Origin of the sequence: Pseudoxanthomonas sp. LjRoot125 (assembly GCF_964252705.1) — a bacterium.
In the GTDB taxonomy this organism is placed as follows: domain Bacteria; phylum Pseudomonadota; class Gammaproteobacteria; order Xanthomonadales; family Xanthomonadaceae; genus Pseudoxanthomonas_A.
In genome coordinates this window covers 433554-448342 of sequence record NZ_CAXUOY020000001.1, presented here as the reverse complement: position 1 = coordinate 448342, position 14789 = coordinate 433554, and the positions used below count along the sequence as shown (strand labels likewise).

Sequence of the window (14789 nt, the reverse complement as noted above, 5' to 3'; positions counted from 1 at the left end):
CACGTTGGATCCATAAAGAATGCGTGTGGTGGGCCGAGGCCCACCCTACGAACTACGGCTGTGTCTCGGTGGCTTGCACAGCACGCGAACGTCCAAGAAGTTCCGACTCGATCGCGCTCCGCACATCCTCAACCGATCCTGGCCAGGGCAGTCTCGCCAACGCTTTGTGCTCCGTGCGCTCCCAACGGGGGAACATGGGTAACGTACGACACGCCCATGCCAGCAGCTTTGGTAGCGCGGGGTAGCGCGTGCTAAGACGCGACACTTCGATCCAGCCATCCGGATATCCCTGGACATCGATCGCGTGCCGCACACCATCCTCCCACCACGAGAGCTGCCAGTTGCCTGCGTCGTAATGCGTGTCGTAGGAGATCGTGAGCCCATGTTCCCAGGCCATGGTTTCCACGAGTTGGCGAACGACAGGATCAGCCTCCATGGTGCTCCTCGAGCTTGATGGGTTCGGCGGATGGGTTGAGTAGGAGCAGATGATGGGTAGACCGGCTCCGCCACTGAAAACTGCTTCGCTCCACCCATCCTACGCGTTGCGGGAACTGCTAAACGCAAGCAACAGGTCGCGGAGCACGGTCACTTGGATGGCGCATTGCTCCGATGTTCGGAAGTCTCCTATCGCATGGATCTGTACTGGACTCAGAAACATGGTCTTCAGCGCCGACCATTGGATCTGCTGAATGATTGGCCGGCATGTAGGCGAACAAAGGGCGGCTGCGATCTTGGGGGCCTGGGCATGATTGGCTACGTACACCGGTACGCCGAGCTCTCTTGAAGCTCCTTCCAGTCGGAGACTCATTCCCGGTCTAAGCGTTTTCAACGAGGCTCCGAAGCAACCTTCGTTCCCAAACGTCCCTCTCCAGTTTCCGGCGACGACATACGACGCATCCGATACGCCAACACCAAACCAGAAAGCGTCTGTATTAAGTCGAACCTTGTAAGGGCAAGTCGGCTCGCCGACAACGTTGCGTTGTTGCGAGGATGAACGCGCGCCGAGCAACGTTGCCAGCTCCCGCGCGTTTTTTCGTGCCAGAGAACGATCCACGACGTCGGCCACGGCATACAGCATTCTTGCTCACCTGTACGAATTCACGTGTTGGAAGTGCTGCCCTGGTCTCTACCCGTAGACAGTGCGATAGGTTGGGCTGAGCTTGCGAAACCCAACAGATGGATGTTTCGTCGCTGCGATGTTGGGGTTCACTCCGTTCACCCCAACCTATGAAAACACGCGCGCGATCCCTCAATACCCCGCCGCCTGCCCATCCTTGCGGCTCTCGCTTGCGCCGTAGTACACGCCGGTCTCCGGGTCGCGCTTGATGGCCTGGTAGCCGCCGTAGGGGCCGAGGGCCCATTCGACGTGGTGGCCCTTGTCCATCAGCGCGCGGATGGTTTCGTAGGGGTAGCCGGATTCCAGTTGCACCACGCCGCCGTCGGTCATCGCGGTGGCGCTGCCGACCGGTTCGGTGGAACCGTCGTGCTGGATGCGCGGCGCGTCGCCGGCTTCCTGCAAGGTCATGCCGAAGTCGACCAGGTTCATCACGATCTGCGCGTGGCCCTGCGGCTGCATGGCGCCGCCCATCACGCCGAAGCTGACCCAGGGCTGCCCGTCCTTCGTGATGAAGGCCGGGATGATCGTCTGGAACGGACGCTTGCCCGGCGCGTAGCAGTTGGGATGCGGCGTGGCGCCGTCGCAATCGCGCAGCACGAACATCTCGCCGCGGTCCTGCAGGATGAAGCCCAGGCCGGTCGGCGCCATGCCGCTGCCCATGCCGCGGTAGTTGGACTGGATCAGCGAGACCATCATCCCGTCCTTGTCGGCGACGGTCAGGTAGATGGTGTCGCCTTCTTCCAGTTCCTTCGGCGTGCCGGGCTGCACTTCGCGCAGCACCTTGTCGGGCGAAATGAGTTTCGCGCGTTCGCGCGCGTACGGCTTGGAGATCAGGCGCGCGACCGGCGCGGGCTGGAAGGCGGGATCGGCGTACCAGCGCGCGCGATCGGCGAAGGCCAGCTTCTTCGCTTCGACGAACAGGTGCACGTGCTCGGGACTGCCGAAGGGAATCTTGCTGAAGTCGTAACCCTCCAGCACGTTGAGCATCTGCAGCGCGGCGATGCCCTGCCCGTTCGGCGGCAGTTCCCACACGTCGTAACCCCGGTAGTTGGTGCTGACCGGCTCGACCCATTCGCCGTGGTGGGCGGCCATGTCCTCGTACGACAGGAAGCCGCCGTTGGCCTTGAAGTACGTGTCGATGGTGCGCGCGATCTCGCCCTTGTAGAACGCATCGCGGCCGCCGACGGCGATCTTCTGCAGCGTGTCGGCCAGGCGCGGGTTCTTCCACAGCTCGCCGGTGCGCGGCGCGCGGCCGCCGATCGTGAACTGCTCGCTGAAGCCGGGGAACTTCGACAACCGCGGCACCGATCGCTCCCAGTAATAGGCGATCGTCTGGTGGACCGGGTGGCCTTCGCGCGCGTAGCGGATGGTCGGCGCCAGCACGTCGCGCATCGGCAGCTTGCCGAAGCGGTCGTGCAGCGCGAACCAGCCATCCACCGCACCCGGCACGCTGACCGGCAGCGGCCCGTGCGCGGGGATGTCGGTGATGCCCTGCTGCCTGAAGTAATCGAGCGTCAGCGATTTCGGCGAACCGCCCGAGCCGTTGTAGCCGTGCAGCTTCTTCGTCTTCGGGTCCCAGACGATGGCGAACAGATCGCCGCCGATGCCGTTGCCGGTGGGTTCCATCAGGCCGAGCGCCGCGTTGGCGGCGATGGCCGCATCGATCGCGGTGCCGCCCTGCTTCATCACGTCCAGCGCGATCTGCGTGGCCAGCGGATGCGAGGTGGCCGCCATCGCGTGCGGCGCGATCACGTCGGAGCGGGTGGCGAACGCGCGCCCGGCGATGCGGTCGGCGGCGGTGGCGGGCAGCGCCGTGGCAACGGCCAAAGCCGTCGCCAGGCAGGAAACAAGGCGGGTGCGCATCATCGGCGGGCGATGGCGCGCACCGTGCGCGCCTTCATCCGCCGATGGTACGCGTTACGGCCAGCGCGGCGGGTTGCTCTGCCACGCGCCGAGCACTTCGGCCAGCGTGTCGCGGTCTTCCTGCTGCCAGCCCGGCAGCAAACTGCCGTAGTTGCGGGCGTCGGTCCACAGCAGCGGTTCGGTGCGCACGGCGGCGCCGTACCACGCGACGGCCTCGGCCTTGCGGTCGAGCTTCCACAACACCAGCGCGAGCGTCGGCGGTGCCCACGACGGACCGCCTGCGGTACCGAGCAACGGCAGCCACTGCTCCAGCGCAGCCGGATACTCCTTGTTGCGGTACAGGTCCCAGCCGTAGTTCCAGCGGAACGCGCGGCCCAGGTTGCCGTTGGCGTCGCTGCTCCCCAGCAGCACCTGGTACAACTGCTTGCCCAGATCCACGCGGCCCTCGCTGAAAGCCACGTGCGCCAGCTGGGCGGTGGCTTCGGTCGGCTTGCGGCCACGCTCGCGCTCACGGACCAGCGCCTGTACAAGGGCTTCGCCCTCGCCCTGTACCACCACGATCTCGCGGACCGCCGCCTTGTCGTCGTCGAAGTAGAACTCCTTCGGCTTCGGCACGGTCTGCGCGTGCACGGACAGCGCCGCAGAGGCCAGCACGGTGGCCAGCAGCATGTTCTTAGCGAATTTCACGACTTCCCCCGGACTGCAATGGATTCCCCCGGCCCCATCCTAACCGCTGCAACGCACAACAGCGAAGTGACCGGCGTCACACAAAAGGCCGCTGTTACAATGCGCGCCTTCACGCCCGAGGGGTTATCGGGCCACGCCAGCCGCTTGCACGGGCCCGCCATGACCAGCACCGCCGAACTCACCTCGCCCTCGTCCGCCAACACGCCGCAGATCGGGGTGATCGACAGCGACTACACGCTGGAGCACAAGTACACGCGCACCGACGGCCGCATCTACCTGAGCGGGGTGCAAGCGCTGGTCCGGCTGCCGCTGATGCAGCGCCTGCGCGACCAGGCCGCGGGCCTGAACACGGCCGGCTTCATCAGCGGCTACCGCGGTTCGCCGCTGGGCGGCTTCGATCTGGAGCTGTGGCGCGCGCGCAAGCACCTGGAGACGGCGGGCGTGAAGTTCACCCCCGGCCTGAACGAGGACCTCGGCGCCACGATGGTGTGGGGCACGCAGCAGACCAACTTGTTCCCGGGCGCCAAGGTCGATGGCGTGTATTCCATGTGGTACGGCAAGGGCCCGGGCGTGGACCGCTGCGGCGACGTGTTCAAGCACGGCAATGCCGCGGGCACCTCGAAGTTCGGCGGCGTGCTGGCGCTGGCCGCGGACGACCACAACTGCCGCAGCTCGACGCTCCCGCACGGCTCGGAAGACGAGTTCGTCAGCGCGATGATGCCGATCCTCAACCCGGCCGGCGTGCAGGACATCCTGGACCTAGGCCTGGTGGGCTGGGCGATGAGCCGCTACACGGGCCGCTGGATCGGCTTCAAGACGATCGCCGAGACGGTGGAATCGTCGGCCTCGGTGCAGGTGGATCCGTTCGCGCGCGAAATCCTCCTGCCGGAGGACTTCGCCATGCCCGCCGGTGGGCTCAACATCCGCTGGCCGAATCCGCCGCTGGACCAGGAGATGCGCCTGCACAAGTACGCGGTCGCCGCGGCGCAGGCCTTCGCACGGGCCAACAAGGTGGACCGCATCGTGCTGGACTCGCCGCGCGCGCGCCTCGGCATCGTCACCACCGGCAAGAGCTACCTGGACGTGCTGCAGGCGCTCGAATACCTCGGCCTGGACGAACAGGCCTGCGCCGACATCGGCATCCGCGTCTACAAGGTGGGCATGACCTGGCCGCTGGAGCCGGTGGGCATCACCGAGTTCGCCAAGGGGCTGGAAGACATCGTCGTGGTGGAGGAGAAGCGTGCCTTCATCGAGCGGCAGATGAAGGAATACTTCTACAACTGGCCAGCCAGCGCGGGCACGCGTCCGTCCATCGTCGGCAAGTACGACGAAGGCGGCGAGTGGATCCTGCCCTCCACCGGCGAGCTGACTCCGGCCACCATCGCCGGCGTGATCGGCAAGCGCATCCAGCGCTTCTTCACGACCGAATCCATCGAACAGCGCCTGCGCTGGATGGAGGACAAGGAAGCCGAGATGGCGCTGCCGCGCGCCAACTTCCCGCGCGTGCCGCACTACTGCAGCGGCTGCCCGCACAACACCTCGACGGTGGTGCCGGAAGGTTCGCGCGCGCTCGGCGGCATCGGCTGCCATTACATGGTGACGTGGATGGACCGCGACACCGACACCTTCACCCACATGGGTGGCGAAGGCGTGACGTGGTCCGGGCAAGCACCGTTCACCGAGACCGAGCACGTCTTCCAGAACCTCGGCGACGGCACGTTCTTCCACTCCGGCTCGCTGGCGGTGCGCCAGTCGGTGGCCACCGGGGTGAACATCACCTACAAGATCCTCTACAACGATGCCGTGGCGATGACCGGCGGCCAGCCGGTGGACGGCACGCTGTCGGTGCCGCAGATCGCCCACATGATGCGCGCCGAGGGCGTGGACACGATCGTCGTGGTCAGCGATGAAGTGGGCAAGTGGAGCAAGCGCGAGATCTTCCCGTCGGGCGTGGAGTTCTTCGACCGCAAGGACCTGGACGACGTGCAGCGCCGCCTGCGCGACGTGAAGGGCGTCTCCATCCTGATCTACGACCAGGTCTGCGCCACCGAGAAGCGCCGCCGCCGCAAGCGCGGCAAGCTGCCGGACCCGGCCAAGCGCACGATGGTCAACACGCTGGTCTGCGAAGGCTGCGGCGACTGCGGCGTGAAGAGCTTCTGCGTGTCGGTGCTGCCGAAGGAGACCGAGTTCGGCCGCAAGCGCGAGATCGACCAGTCGAACTGCAACAAGGACTTCCGCTGCGTCGACGGCTTCTGCCCCAGCTTCGTCACCGTGCATGGCGGCACGCCGCGCAAGGGCAAGAAGGCGAATGCCGCCGACCTGCTGGCCGCATTGCCGGCGCCGGCGTTCAAGTCCGACCTCGACCAGCCCTGGAACATCCTGATCACCGGCGTCGGCGGTACCGGCGTGGTGACCATCGGCGCCCTGCTCGGCATGGCCGGCCACCTGGAAGGCAAGGGCGCCAGCGTGCTCGACCAGACCGGCCTGGCGCAGAAGGGCGGCGCGGTGACCACGCACATCCGCATCGCGCGTACCCCCGAGGACATCCACGCCGTGCGCATCGCCGCCGGCGAGGCCGACCTGGTGCTGGGCTGCGACATGGTGGTGGTCAACGACTACTGGGTGCTGTCGAAGGTGCGCGGCGAGCGCTCGCAGGTGGTGTTGAACACCTACGAAGCGATGCCGGGCACGTTCACCACGCATCCGGACATGCAGTTCCCCGCCACCGACATCATCGCCGGCGTGCGCGTCGCCCTCGGCGGCCGCGAGCCGATGCTGGTGGACGCCACCCAGGTGGCGACCGCTCTGATCGGCGACGCCATCGGCAGCAACCTCTTCATGCTCGGCTACGCCTGGCAGCAGGGCCTGGTGCCGATCTCGTTCGACGCGATCATGCGCGCCGTCGAGCTCAACGGCGCGGCGATCGAGATGAACAAGACCGCCTTCGCCTGGGGTCGCCTGGCCGTTGTGAATCCGCAGGCCGTGCAGGAAGCGGCCGGCCTGATCCGCAACGCGCAGACCGAAAGCGAGCGCACCCCGCGCGCCCTGCAGGTCTTGCCGCCGGGCGAATGGGAAAGCACCGAGTGGGGCGCGAACGCGGCGCCGCGCAATCCCGGCAACGAAAGCGAACTGCGCGGCCTGCCCGAAGACGGCACCCACGGTGGCGACGTGGCCTTCCTGCCGCTGGACGACCTGCGCCTGTCGCGCTCGCTGGACGAACTGATCGCTCGCCGCGCCAGTTTCCTCACCGAGTACCAGGACGCGGCCTACGCGGCGCGCTATACGCAGTTGGTGACGCAGGTGCGCAACGCGGAAAACACCCGCGCACCGGGTTCGACCGCGCTGACGGAAGCGGTGGCCCGCTACTTCTTCAAGCTGATGGCGTACAAGGACGAGTACGAAGTGGCCCGCCTGTACACCAGCGGCGAATTCAAGCGCCGCCTGGAGCAGCAGTTCGACGGCGACTACGAAGTGCACTTCCACCTGGCGCCGCCGCTGTTCGCCAAGAAGGACGCGCACGGCCGCCTGATGAAGAAGGAATACGGCCCGTGGGTGTTCAAGGCCTTCGGCCTGCTGGCGAAGCTGCGCTTCCTGCGCGGCGGCACGTTCGACGTGTTCGGCTACACCGACGAGCGCAAGGGCGAACGCCAGTTGATCGCCGAGTACGAGAAGACCGTGGGCGAACTGCTGGGCGCGCTGGAGGGCGGCAAGCTGGGCCTGGCGGTGGAGATCGCCAGCATCCCCGAGCACATCCGCGGCTACGGACACGTCAAGGAAAAGCACCTGCATGCCGCCAAGGCGCGCGAGGCCGAGCTGCTGGGCTTGTGGCGCAACCCGAAGGCGCTGCACATCGTGCACGCCGCCTGACGAGAAACCCCGCTTCGGCGGGGTTTCTTCTTTCCGGCATGCATCGGCTCAGGTGCGGATGCCCCGCAGCGTCGTCCAGGCCATGCGCAGCGGCGGCTTGAGTGGCCGCGCGAACAACCGGTAGACGAACGACTGCGCGCGTCGCGTGCGCGGGACCCGCCAGGCCAGGCCTTCTTCGATGGTGTAGACGCAGGGCGCGCACACGCCACACGGCTTGCCGCGCAGCGGCCGATGGCAGAACCAGGTCATCTCCATCAGCGGGCCCCAGCCCGCCAGGCGCGCCTCGCGGTCCATGGCCCGTTTGTCGATGGAGAACAGCGGGAAACTGAAGTAGCGGAACAGCGCGTACTCCGGCGTCGCCGCATGCCCGGGTGCGACGCGCACGCTGCGATAGGTGCCGGCCTGTTCGAACGCGACCACGCGCGAGGACAACAACGCCTGCACCTTGTCGTCCACGTGCACGCTCATCTCGATCCCGTCCACGCCCTGCTGTTTGCAGAACATCGGCAACCACGCGTACTGGCTGCCGATGTACATGCGCGTGCGCACGTCGCGTAGCGCTCCGGCGATCGCGGCATCGGGTTCCAGCTCCGCGACGCGGAAGCGGCGCAAGGGCCGCAGCAGCGCACGTGTATGCGGGTACTGCGCATGCAGCGCCTCGGTGATCCGCGCGATCGCCTCGAGTTCGGTCGCCGTGGAAGCGCGCGTGTCGTCCTCCAGGTAATACGGGGTCACCGGCAGGCGATGCAACAGGAGCAGGCGCAGCAGCTGGAACGTCGAATCCCAACCGCTGGTCCACAGCAGCCGCACGCCATCATCGGCATGCGCTTCCGAGGAGTTGCGTGCCGGCACGGGCACGTGCGCAGCGGCGTGCGATCGCGTCATGGCGACGATGCTAACAAGCACGCAAGGCGCGACAGGAAGCTTCTCTTCACATCCATGAGCCTTGGCTCACGCGCATGCGCCGCAGGGACATCACCTTCCCCATTCATCTGCAATGTGCACGTTCTACTCACGCCGGCCGTCTCCATCATCGTGACGACGGTGTACACGTGCGTTTCCGCCGCGTCGCGCCACGCCCACCCCCAGGAGCGAGCAATGCAAGACCTACCCACGACCCGGGAGCAATTCTGGCGCGTCGCCGACGCCGCCAAGGAAGCCACCGAAGCGCTGGCCGCGCAGCGCATGCGCATCCTTCCCAGCCTCGACATCGCGGAGCTGCGCGGCTTCTGCGTGCAGTACCGGTTCTTCACCATCGACTACATCACCGACCTCGCGCTGCTGGTGTCGCGGTTGCCGTTCGGCGGCCTGCGCAGCCTGCTGGGCCAGATCCTGTCGGAGGAACTCGGCGAAGGCGATCCTGCGCGTGCGCATCCGACCGTGTACGACCGCTTCCTCTCCAGCATCGGCGTGGACGACCGCGATATCGAACGCGTGCTGCCGGCGAACGCGCGCATCCTGCAGGGCTTGACCCGCGACTTGACGCGCAATCCGGTGGCCTATGGCGTGGGCATGCGCGGCATGGGCGGCGAATGCCTGTGCCAGACCTACCTGTCGGTGATGTTCGAACACATGCGCACGCATCCTTACCTGCGCGCGAACGAAGACCGCATCGACTGGGAGTTCTGGACCATCCACACCGGCGAAGAGGACATCGTGCACGGCGAGCTGACGCGCGCGGCGATCGACGAGTACCTGCGCCACGACCCCAGCGTTCTACCGGAACTGGCGCGCGGCTACGAACGCAGCATCAGCGCGTGGAACCTGTTCTGGCAGAACATCCTCGACGCGCACGCGCCGCAGCTGGAGGTCGCCTCGTGAACGCGGTGGCCGACACCATCAGCCAGTTCCATCTCGCGTTCCCGGTGCGCGACCTGGACGAGGCGCGCCGCTTCTACGGGGTCACGATGGGCTGCCCGATGGGCCGCAGCGATACGTCGTACCAGGACTTCGATTTCTTCGGCCACCACCTTGTCGCGCATATCGGCGGCGATGGCCGGCCGCTGCACAATGGGCGCTTCGATGGCGAGGCCGTCCCGGTGCCGCACTTCGGCATGAACCTGGACCGCGCTGCGTGGGAGGCGTTGGCGATGCGGCTCAAGGCCGCCGGCATTGCCTTCCACGAAGAGCCGCACTTGCGGCTCAAGGGCAAGCCCGGCCAGCACGTCACCATGTTCCTGTTCGATCCGTCGGGCAACGCGCTGGAGTTCAAGTCGTTCGACGATCCGGAACAAACCTTCATTCCCTGATCGTCAGGCGGTCCGTTGCCAGACGATGCAGCGATTGTTGGCCGGCATCGCGTTGTCTTCCACCCGCACCAGGCCGATGCCGCGCGCCAGTGCGTCGACCGCCTCGATGTCGCGGATGCCGGAGACAGGATCGCGGTCCTTCAGCCATTGCTCGAACGCACGATTGCTCAAGCTGGTGAATTCGCCGCCGACGTTGAAGGGGCCGTACACCACCAGCAGGCCACCCGGTTCCAGCACCGCGCCGACACCGGCGAAGAACGCCTCCACCTGCGGCCAGCCCATGATGTGCAGGCTGTTGGCGGTAAAGACCGCGTCGAACCTCGCATCCGGCCATCGGCCGTCGACATCGAGCTCGATCGCCGGTGGCGTGTTCGCCAGTGCGGCCTCGTCGAGCCAGAGGGCGATGCCGGGGAGATAGTCCGCACGGTCACTGGCCTGCCAGGACACGCCCGGCATCGCCGCGGCGAAGTGCACGGCATGCTGGCCCGTGCCGCTCCCGACTTCGAGCACGTGGTGCGTACCGTCGAAATGCCGCTGCAGCACCTCCAGGATCGGGCCCTGGTTGCGTTCGCACGACGGAGCGACGGGCTTGTCGGCCGGCATCAGGCCGCCGAGCGCACGTAGACGCGCTTCAGCCCATTGTCGCCCGCCCGCTCTTCCACGATGAAGTGGCGCGGGTGCGCCTTCAACAGGTCGCTGAGCTTCTTGTGGCCGTACAGGCGCGTGTCGAAATCCGGGCGCACCTTGTTGAGGTAGCTGCCCACGCTGCCGAGGAAGGCCCAACCCTGGTCGTCGCTGGCCTCCTCGATGGCCTGTCGGATCAGCCGCAGCGGCAGCGATTCGTGCTTGCCCTGCTCCACGACCGGCGCCGCGGTGGGCTCGGCCTGTGCGGCCGGCTTCTTCGCCGCGGGCTTGGCCGCTTTCTTCGCGGGTTTCGCCGGCGGCGGGGGCGGCGGCGCAGACACCTCGCTGCGCAGGACTTCGACGTAGATGAACTTGTCGCAGGCCTGCACGAACGCATCCGGCGTCTTGCGTTCGCCGAAGCCGTACACCGTCAGGCCTTCCTCGCGCAGTCGCTGGGCCAGGCGGGTGAAGTCGCTGTCGCTGGAGACCAGGCACACGCCGTCGAAGCGCCGGGTGTACATCAGGTCCATCGCATCGATGATCAGCGAGCTGTCGGTGGCGTTCTTGCCGCTGGTGTAGGCGAACTGCTGCACCGGGTTGATCGAATGCTTCAGCAGCGCCTGCTTCCACTGGGTCATGCGCGTGCTGGTGAAGTCGCCGTAGATGCGCTTCACGCTGGCCACGCCGTACTTCGCCACTTCGGCGAGCAAGCCTTCGATGACGGCCGGCTGGGCGTTGTCGGCATCGATCAGCACCGCGAGGCGCGGTTGTTCGTCGTCGTTCTCGGGCTTGGCGACCGGGCGGGGCTTCATGCGCGCCGACTCCTGCAGGGGGATGGTCCGCATTGTGCACCACGTCACCCGGCCATGACCGGCGTCACTTGACGCTACGCGACACGCCGACGACAGTCCGGTGCTCCCTTCCTCCGGACACGCGCATGCAGCGACGCGACTTCCTGACCCTCGGCGGCCTGGCCTTCGCCGGGCTCACCCTGCCCGGCACGCGCGTCATCGCGGCCGAAGCGCTGCTGGAGCCCGGCAACGTGGCGAAGAAGAAGCGCCTGGCCGAAGCCGCGCTGTCGGCCGCGACCGCGGCGGGCGCGAGCTACTGCGACGTGCGCGTCGGCCGCTACCTGCGGCAGTCGTTGATCACCCGCGAGGACAAGGTGCAGAACGTGGTGAATACCGAATCCTCTGGCATCGGCGTGCGCGTGATCGCGCAGGGCGCGTGGGGCTTCGCGGCGACGAACGACCAGACACCCGATGGCGTGGCCGCTGCCGCGCGCCAGGCCGTGGCGATCGCCCGCGCGAATGCGCGCATCCAGGGCAAGCCCGTGCAGCTGGCGCCGTTGCAGGGTGCGGGCGAAGTGGCCTGGCGCACGCCGATCGTGAAGAACGCGATGGCGGTCCCGGTGAAGGAGAAGGTGGAGCTGCTGCTGGACGCGAACGCCACCGCGCTCGCCGCTGGCGCCAGCTTCGCCGCATCGCGCATGTTCGTGATCAACGAACAGAAGTATTTCGCCAGCACCGACGGATCCTGGATCGACCAGGACGTGCACCGCATCTGGGTGCCCTTCACGGTGACGGTGGTGGACAAGGCGACCGGCAAGTTCAAGACGCGTGATGGGCTCTCTGCCCCGATGGGCATGGGCTACGAGTACCTGGATGCGAATCCGGCCGACAAATTTGCGCTGCCGGGCGGCGTGGTGGCCTATGGCGCGTCGTACGACCTGCGCGAGGACATCGTGGCCGCGGCAAAGCAGGCGCGGACCAAGCTGACCGCGCCCTCGGTGAAGCCCGGCAAGTACGACCTGGTGCTGGACCCGTCCAACCTGTTCCTGACCATCCACGAGAACGTCGGCCATCCGCTGGAGCTGGACCGCGTGCTGGGGTACGAAGCCAACTACGCCGGCACCAGCTTCGCCACGCTGGACAAGCGCGAGCAGCGCTTCCAATGGGGCAGTCCGATCGTCAATTTCACCGCTGACAAGACCGAGCCGCGCAGCCTCGGTGCGGTGGGCTACGACGACGAAGGCGTGAAGACGCGCCGCTGGGACCTGGTGAAGGACGGCGTGCTGGTCAATTACCAGGCCACGCGCGACGAGGTGCATATCTTGGGCGAGGATGCGTCGCACGGCTGCAGCTACGCCGACTCCTGGAGCAGCGTGCAGTTCCAGCGCATGGCCAACGTGTCGCTGGCACCGGGCAAGACGCCGCTGACGGTGGCCGAGATGGTGAAGGACGTGGAGAACGGGCTGTACATCCACGGCCGCGGCTCGTACTCGATCGACCAGCAGCGCTACAACGCGCAGTTCGGCGGGCAGCTCTACTTCGAGATCAAGGACGGCCAGGTGACGCGCCAGGTCGAGGACGCGGCCTACCAGATCCGTACGCCGGAGTTCTGGAACGCCTGCACGGCAATCTGCGACGCGCGCGATTTCCGCCTCGGCGGTTCGTTCTTCGACGGCAAGGGCCAGCCCAGCCAGGTATCGGCCGTGTCGCACGGGTCGGCCACCACGCGCTTCAACGGCATCAACATCATCAACACGGCGCGCAGCCTGGGGTGATGCGAAGGCGTCGATCCGGGCATCGCGACACCGTGTGTATGCCGAAAGTCATTTGACGCTGTCTGCACGCGGGCGCAAGAATCCGGGACGACCTGCGCGGTGGTGAAGGCGCAGGCCGGAATGCTCCCGTCGCAGTGCCCCGCCTGCCGCCCGGCAGGCCCAACCGGTGGAGAATTGCCTTGCAACGTCGTGACTTCCTGGCCATGACCGGCCTCAGCCTGGGCGGCCTGATGGTGCCGTCCTTCCTCGGCAAGGCGATCGCCGCCGAGCAACTCCAGTCCACCCTCGACGTCGCCTTCAAGAAGCGCCTCGCCGATGCCGCGCTCGCCGCGGCCAAGCAGGCTGGCGCGACCTACTGCGACGTGCGCATCGGGCGCTACCTGCGCCAGTTCGTGATCACCCGCGAGGACAAGGTGCAGAACGTGGTGAACACCGAGTCCACCGGCGCCGGCATCCGCGTGATCGCCAACGGCGCCTGGGGCTTCGCCGCCACCAACACGCTGACCGCCGAGGGCGTGGCCGCCGCCGCGCGCCAGGCCGCCGCCATCGCCAAGGCCAACAGCAAGACCCAGACCGCGCCGGTGCAGCTGGCCAAGGCGCCGGGCTTCGGCGAGGTGTCGTGGAAGACGCCGATCAAGAAGAACGCGATGGACGTGCCGATCAAGGACAAGGTCGACCTGCTGCTGGGCGTCAACGCCGCGGCGATCAACGCCGGCGCGGACTTCGTCAACTCGATGATGTTCCTGGTCAACGAGCAGAAGTATTTCGCCAGCACCGACGGTTCCTTCATCGACCAGGACGTCCACCGTATCTGGGTGCCGATGACGGTCACCGCCATCGACAAGGCCAGCGGCAAGTTCCGCACCCGCGACGGCCTGTCCTCGCCGATGGGCATGGGCTACGAATACCTCGATGGCGACGCCGGCCAGAAGTTCGCCACGCCGAACGGCGTGATCAACTACGGCCTGTCCTACGACATGAAGGAAGACGCCATCGCGGCGGCCAAGCAGGCGCGCGCGAAGCTGACCGCGCCGTCGGTGAAGCCGGGCAAGTACGACCTGGTGCTGGACCCCTCGCACACCTGGCTGACCATCCACGAATCGGTCGGCCATCCGCTCGAGCTGGACCGCGTGCTCGGTTACGAAGCCAACTACGCCGGCACCAGCTTCGCCACGCTGGACAAGCGCGAGCAGCGCTTCCAGTACGGCAGCGAGCTGGTCAACCTGTTCGCCGACAAGACCCAGCCCGGCAGCCTGGGCGCGGTCGGCTACGACGACGAAGGCGTGAAGACCAAGCGCTGGGACCTGGTGAGCGCCGGCAAGCTGGTCGACTACCAGACCATCCGCGACCAGGCCCACATCCTGGGCAAGACCGAATCCGACGGCTGCTGCTACGCCGACTCGTGGAGCAGCGTGCAGTTCCAGCGCATGGCCAACGTGTCGCTGTCCGCCGGCAAGGCCAAGCTGTCCGTGGCCGACATGGTGAAGAACGTCGAGAACGGCATCTACATCATCGGCGACGGCTCGTTCTCGATCGACCAGCAGCGCTACAACGCGCAGTTCGGCGGCCAGCTCTTCTACGAAATCAAGAACGGCAAGATCACCCAGCAGATCGAGGACGTGGCCTACCAGATCCGCACGCCGGAATTCTGGAACGCCTGCGCCGCCGTCTGCGACGAAAGCGACTACCGCCTGGGTGGTTCGTTCTTCGACGGCAAGGGCCAGCCCGGCCAGGTGTCCGCGGTTTCGCACGGGTCGTCCACCGCGCGCTTCAACGGCATCAACGTCATCAACACCGCCCGCTCGCTCGGCTGACC

General features: G+C 66.8%; 11 protein-coding genes. 5 read left to right on the top strand and 6 right to left on the bottom strand.

The annotated features are described in order from the left end of the window. Positions 1 to 535: 535 nt before the first annotated feature. From ACSION_RS02065 to ACSION_RS02055, 3 genes are all read right to left on the bottom strand, one after another. Positions 536 to 1078 carry a hypothetical protein gene (locus ACSION_RS02065; protein WP_435304639.1) on the bottom strand — a complete coding sequence of 181 codons (543 nt, stop codon included), beginning with the start codon at positions 1076 to 1078 and terminating at the stop codon, positions 536 to 538. Between the two features lie 171 nt (positions 1079 to 1249). Then, positions 1250 to 2983, bottom strand: coding sequence for a gamma-glutamyltransferase (ggt, locus tag ACSION_RS02060; RefSeq protein WP_435304638.1), 1734 nt, complete (start codon positions 2981 to 2983; stop codon positions 1250 to 1252). A gap of 51 nt (positions 2984 to 3034) precedes the next feature. Then, positions 3035 to 3667 (bottom strand): tetratricopeptide repeat protein, encoded by a 633-nt coding sequence (locus ACSION_RS02055; protein WP_435304637.1) that lies wholly within the window; start codon positions 3665 to 3667, stop codon positions 3035 to 3037. 159 nt (positions 3668 to 3826) lie between these two features. On the opposite strand from ACSION_RS02055, the gene ACSION_RS02050 reads away from it, so the two are divergent. Beyond that, positions 3827 to 7534, top strand: a complete 3708-nt coding sequence (locus ACSION_RS02050; RefSeq protein ID WP_435304636.1) for an indolepyruvate ferredoxin oxidoreductase family protein — start codon at positions 3827 to 3829, stop codon at positions 7532 to 7534. Between the two features lie 48 nt (positions 7535 to 7582). Here ACSION_RS02050 and ACSION_RS02045 read toward each other — a convergent pair whose 3' ends face one another. Further along, on the bottom strand, positions 7583 to 8419 hold the full coding sequence (locus tag ACSION_RS02045; protein WP_435304635.1) for a hypothetical protein: 837 nt from the start codon (positions 8417 to 8419) through the stop codon (positions 7583 to 7585). A 213-nt stretch (positions 8420 to 8632) separates the two neighbouring features. Here ACSION_RS02045 and ACSION_RS02040 point away from each other — a divergent pair, with 213 nt between their 5' ends. Continuing rightward, a complete protein-coding gene (locus tag ACSION_RS02040; protein WP_435304634.1) occupies positions 8633 to 9355 on the top strand; it encodes an iron-containing redox enzyme family protein in 723 nt (240 codons plus the stop codon). Continuing rightward, positions 9352 to 9783 (top strand): VOC family protein, encoded by a 432-nt coding sequence (locus ACSION_RS02035; protein ID WP_435304633.1) that lies wholly within the window; start codon positions 9352 to 9354, stop codon positions 9781 to 9783. Before ACSION_RS02040 ends, ACSION_RS02035 begins: the two co-directional genes overlap by 4 nt. 3 nt (positions 9784 to 9786) lie before the next feature. On the opposite strand, the gene ACSION_RS02030 is transcribed toward ACSION_RS02035, so the two are convergent. Further along, the gene (locus tag ACSION_RS02030) at positions 9787 to 10386 is read right to left on the bottom strand and encodes a DUF938 domain-containing protein (RefSeq protein WP_435304632.1); all 600 of its coding nucleotides are present in this window, start codon (positions 10384 to 10386) and stop codon (positions 9787 to 9789) included. Further along, positions 10386 to 11219 (bottom strand): NYN domain-containing protein, encoded by an 834-nt coding sequence (locus ACSION_RS02025; protein ID WP_435304631.1) that lies wholly within the window; start codon positions 11217 to 11219, stop codon positions 10386 to 10388. The genes ACSION_RS02030 and ACSION_RS02025 overlap by 1 nt, the downstream gene beginning before the upstream one ends. 125 nt (positions 11220 to 11344) lie before the next feature. Between ACSION_RS02025 and ACSION_RS02020 the strand changes: the two genes are divergently transcribed. Together ACSION_RS02020 and ACSION_RS02015 are read left to right on the top strand one after the other, a co-directional pair. Beyond that, on the top strand, positions 11345 to 12973 hold the full coding sequence (locus ACSION_RS02020) for a TldD/PmbA family protein (protein ID WP_435304630.1): 1629 nt from the start codon (positions 11345 to 11347) through the stop codon (positions 12971 to 12973). A gap of 179 nt (positions 12974 to 13152) precedes the next feature. Continuing rightward, positions 13153 to 14787, top strand: coding sequence for a TldD/PmbA family protein (locus ACSION_RS02015; protein ID WP_435304629.1), 1635 nt, complete (start codon positions 13153 to 13155; stop codon positions 14785 to 14787). The last annotated feature ends 2 nt before the right edge of the window (positions 14788 to 14789 follow it).